The sequence below is a fragment of the Methylobacterium goesingense genome (assembly GCF_022179225.1).
In the GTDB taxonomy this organism is placed as follows: domain Bacteria; phylum Pseudomonadota; class Alphaproteobacteria; order Rhizobiales; family Beijerinckiaceae; genus Methylobacterium; species Methylobacterium goesingense.
On the sequence record NZ_BPQL01000187.1, the window covers coordinates 1 to 2719 of the forward strand.

The 2719-nt window shown below is 69.2% G+C and carries 3 protein-coding genes and 1 pseudogene; 3 read left to right on the plus strand and 1 reads right to left on the minus strand.

All coding sequences use genetic code 11. The annotated features are described in order from the left end of the window. A pseudogene (locus tag MFF30_RS23970) lies at positions 1-224 on the plus strand (ABC transporter permease); the annotation flags it as partial. A 3-nt stretch (positions 225-227) separates the two neighbouring features. On the opposite strand, the gene MFF30_RS23975 reads toward MFF30_RS23970, so the two are convergent. Beyond that, a complete protein-coding gene (locus MFF30_RS23975) occupies positions 228-515 on the minus strand; it encodes a hypothetical protein (protein ID WP_238282660.1) in 288 nt (95 codons plus the stop codon). Positions 516-646: 131 nt separating this feature from the next. Here MFF30_RS23975 and MFF30_RS23980 point away from each other — a divergent pair, with 131 nt between their 5' ends. After that, on the plus strand, positions 647-2137 hold the full coding sequence (locus tag MFF30_RS23980) for an MFS transporter (RefSeq protein WP_373320997.1): 1491 nt from the start codon (positions 647-649) through the stop codon (positions 2135-2137). Between the two features lie 97 nt (positions 2138-2234). Then, complete coding sequence (locus tag MFF30_RS23985; protein WP_238282662.1) at positions 2235-2540, plus strand: hypothetical protein; 306 nt, start codon at positions 2235-2237, stop codon at positions 2538-2540. The last annotated feature ends 179 nt before the right edge of the window (positions 2541-2719 follow it).

Here is a 2719-nt window from a genome sequence, read left to right on the forward strand (position 1 = left end):
CCAGCCCCAGGAAGGAGAGGAAGCTCTCCTTCCTGGGGCTGGGCGTGCAGGAGCCGGCCACGAGCTGGGGCGCCCTCATCGCCGAGGGCTCGCGCGCCATCGAATCCGCGCCCTGGATGCTGGCCGCACCGGCCGGGTTTCTCGTCGCGATCCTGGTGGCCCTGAACGTTCTGGGCGACGGCCTCGCCGATGCCCTCGATCCGCGCCTGTCCGCTGGTCGCTGAGACTCAGTGCGGTCCGGCGAGGCCCGGATAGACCACGCGCACCACGCGGCGCTCGTCGGGGATTTCCGTGGCCTGGCGGCCCTTCAGCTCGGACTGACCGATGGAACTCGTCGTCGCGACGTCGCTCGCCCGCAGGCGCCAGGCATCGCGTGCGCTGGGCGGCGTTCGGACCGGGTCCGCACCGTCCGGAACGGTCCGGGCCTGGATGAGCACGATCATGCCGTAGGTCAGGATCGCGGTGGAACCGAGGATCGCGGGCAGGTTGGGAAGAAGATCGGTCAGGCGTGGCATCGGGGCGGCATCCGGCAGAGGCCACACAGTCGAGCGCAGATCGCTTAACCGAGGCGCGAAGCTTGGCGGAACCCTCACAGCGTCCGGAGGATTGCCAACAACTGTCGCGAGGCACGGTTAACGAGGATTCGATGGCAACCAAGGCCGTGACGAGCGCAAGCGCAGGCGCAGGAGGCTCCACGCCGGAGCGGGTCCCGATGGGCACGGTGATCGACACCGACATCTCGGCCCGGCTCGACCGTCTGCCCTGGGGGCGTTTCCACGTCCTCGTCATCGTCGCGCTCGGCATCACCTGGGTGCTCGATGGCCTTGAGGTGACCCTGGCGGGCTCCCTGGTCGGCGCCCTGCGGGCGGAGCCCATGAGCTTCACCGAGTTCGATATCGGTCTCGCGGCCAGTTCCTACCTCGTCGGCGCCGTGACGGGGGCGCTGGGCTTCGGCTGGCTCACCGACCGCATCGGCCGCAAGAAGCTGTTCTTCATCACCCTGGCGCTCTACCTCGCCGCCACCGCCGCCACCGGCCTGTCCTGGAACATCTACAGCTTCTGCCTTTTCCGCTTCCTCACCGGCGCCGGCATCGGCGGCGAGTACACCGCGATCAACTCGACGATCCAGGAACTCGTGCCTGCCCGAGTGCGCGGCTGGACGGACCTCGTCATCAACGGCTCGTTCTGGATCGGGGCGGCGATGGGCTCCTTCCTTTCGATCGTCGTGCTGCGCCCGGGGATGATCGACCCGGCCTGGGGCTGGCGCATCGCCTTCTTCGTCGGCGGCGGCATCGGTCTCGTCATCCTGCTTCTGCGGACCTGGATCCCCGAGAGCCCGCGCTGGCTCGCTACCCACGGCTACGTCGCGGAGGCCGACCGGGTCGTCACCGGCATCGAGAAGCGCTTCACCGACGAGGGCCATACTCTGCCGCCCATCGACGAGGCCAAACGGATGAAGCTGAGGACCCGCAGCCACACGCCGCTCAAGGAGGTGTTCGGCACCATGCTGGTCGGCCACCGCAAGCAGACCCTTGTTGGCCTCGCCCTGATGGTGGCGCAGGCGTTCTTCTACAACGCCCTGTTCTTCACCTACGCTCTGGTGCTGCAGCGGTTTTACAACGTGCCGGGCGACCATGTCGGCTGGTACCTGCTGCCCTTCGCGCTGGGCTCCTTCCTCGGGCCGCTGCTCCTGGGCCGCCTGTTCGACACGATCGGCCGCCGCCCGATGATCGCCTTCACGTACGGCATCTCGGCCGTGCTGCTCACCGTGACCGGCTACCTGTTCAAGATCGACGTGTTCGGCCCCGTTGGCCAGACGGCGGCCTGGATGGTGGTGTTCTTCTTCGCGTCGGCGGCCGCGAGCGCGGCCTACCTCACCGTGGCCGAGACCTTCCCGCTGGAGATCCGGGCGCTCGCCATCGCGGTGTTCTACGCGCTTGGCACCGGCATCGGCGGCGTCTCGGGCCCGCTCCTGTTCGGCGCCCTGGTGGAGACGGGCTCTCGCGACAACGTGCTGATCGGCTACCTCGTCGGTGCCGCCCTGATGGCTGTGGCGGCGGTCGTCGGCGGCCTCTTCGGCACGGCGGCCGAGGGCAAATCCCTGGAGGACGTCTCGAAACCCCTGGCGGCGGCGTAGAAACACGCTGCCGGGTGCCGGCAAAGCTTGAAACCGCCGGGGATGGTTCGTGTTGATCCGGGCGAAGCCCTGTCACGCCCATCCCCGGAAGGACATCATGCGGATCATTCCCACCACGCTCGCGCTGGTCCTGGCCAGCGGCTCCCTCGCGCTCGCACAGGGCAATGCCCCGGCCGAGATCAAGCAGCCCGGCCCGCCGCGCATGACGCAGCCCGGCGTCACCGGCGAGCCGGTGGTGAAGCCCGGCGGCATCGACAATGGCGGTCCGGGCTCGATCGGTACCATCGCGCCGGGGGCTACGGGCGCCTCCAGCATCTCGAACAATTCCGGGGCCTCCGGTAACGCCGAGCAGAACCAGAAGCCGATCGGTAACACCGGCGGCGGGGGCGGCGGCGGAAGCTGAGGCGTCAGTCTTCGCGGCGTGCCGCGAAGAACGCGCGCAGGAGGCCAGCGGCTTCCGCCTCCCGGAAGCCGCCATAGACCTCCGGCCTGTGATGGCAGGTCGGCTGGTTGAACACCCGGGACCCGTGCTCCGCCGCCTCCGACCCGAAGGGCGGGGCGGTGGAGCACGGGTCCCGGGTG

Coding starts and splice junctions, on each gene's coding strand:
- MFF30_RS23980 (WP_373320997.1), top strand. CDS start 647: ATGGCAACCAAGGCCGTGACGAGCGCAAGCGCAGGCGCAGGAGGCTCC.
- MFF30_RS23975 (WP_238282660.1), bottom strand. CDS start 515: ATGCCACGCCTGACCGATCTTCTTCCCAACCTGCCCGCGATCCTCGGT.
- MFF30_RS23985 (WP_238282662.1), top strand. CDS start 2,235: ATGCGGATCATTCCCACCACGCTCGCGCTGGTCCTGGCCAGCGGCTCC.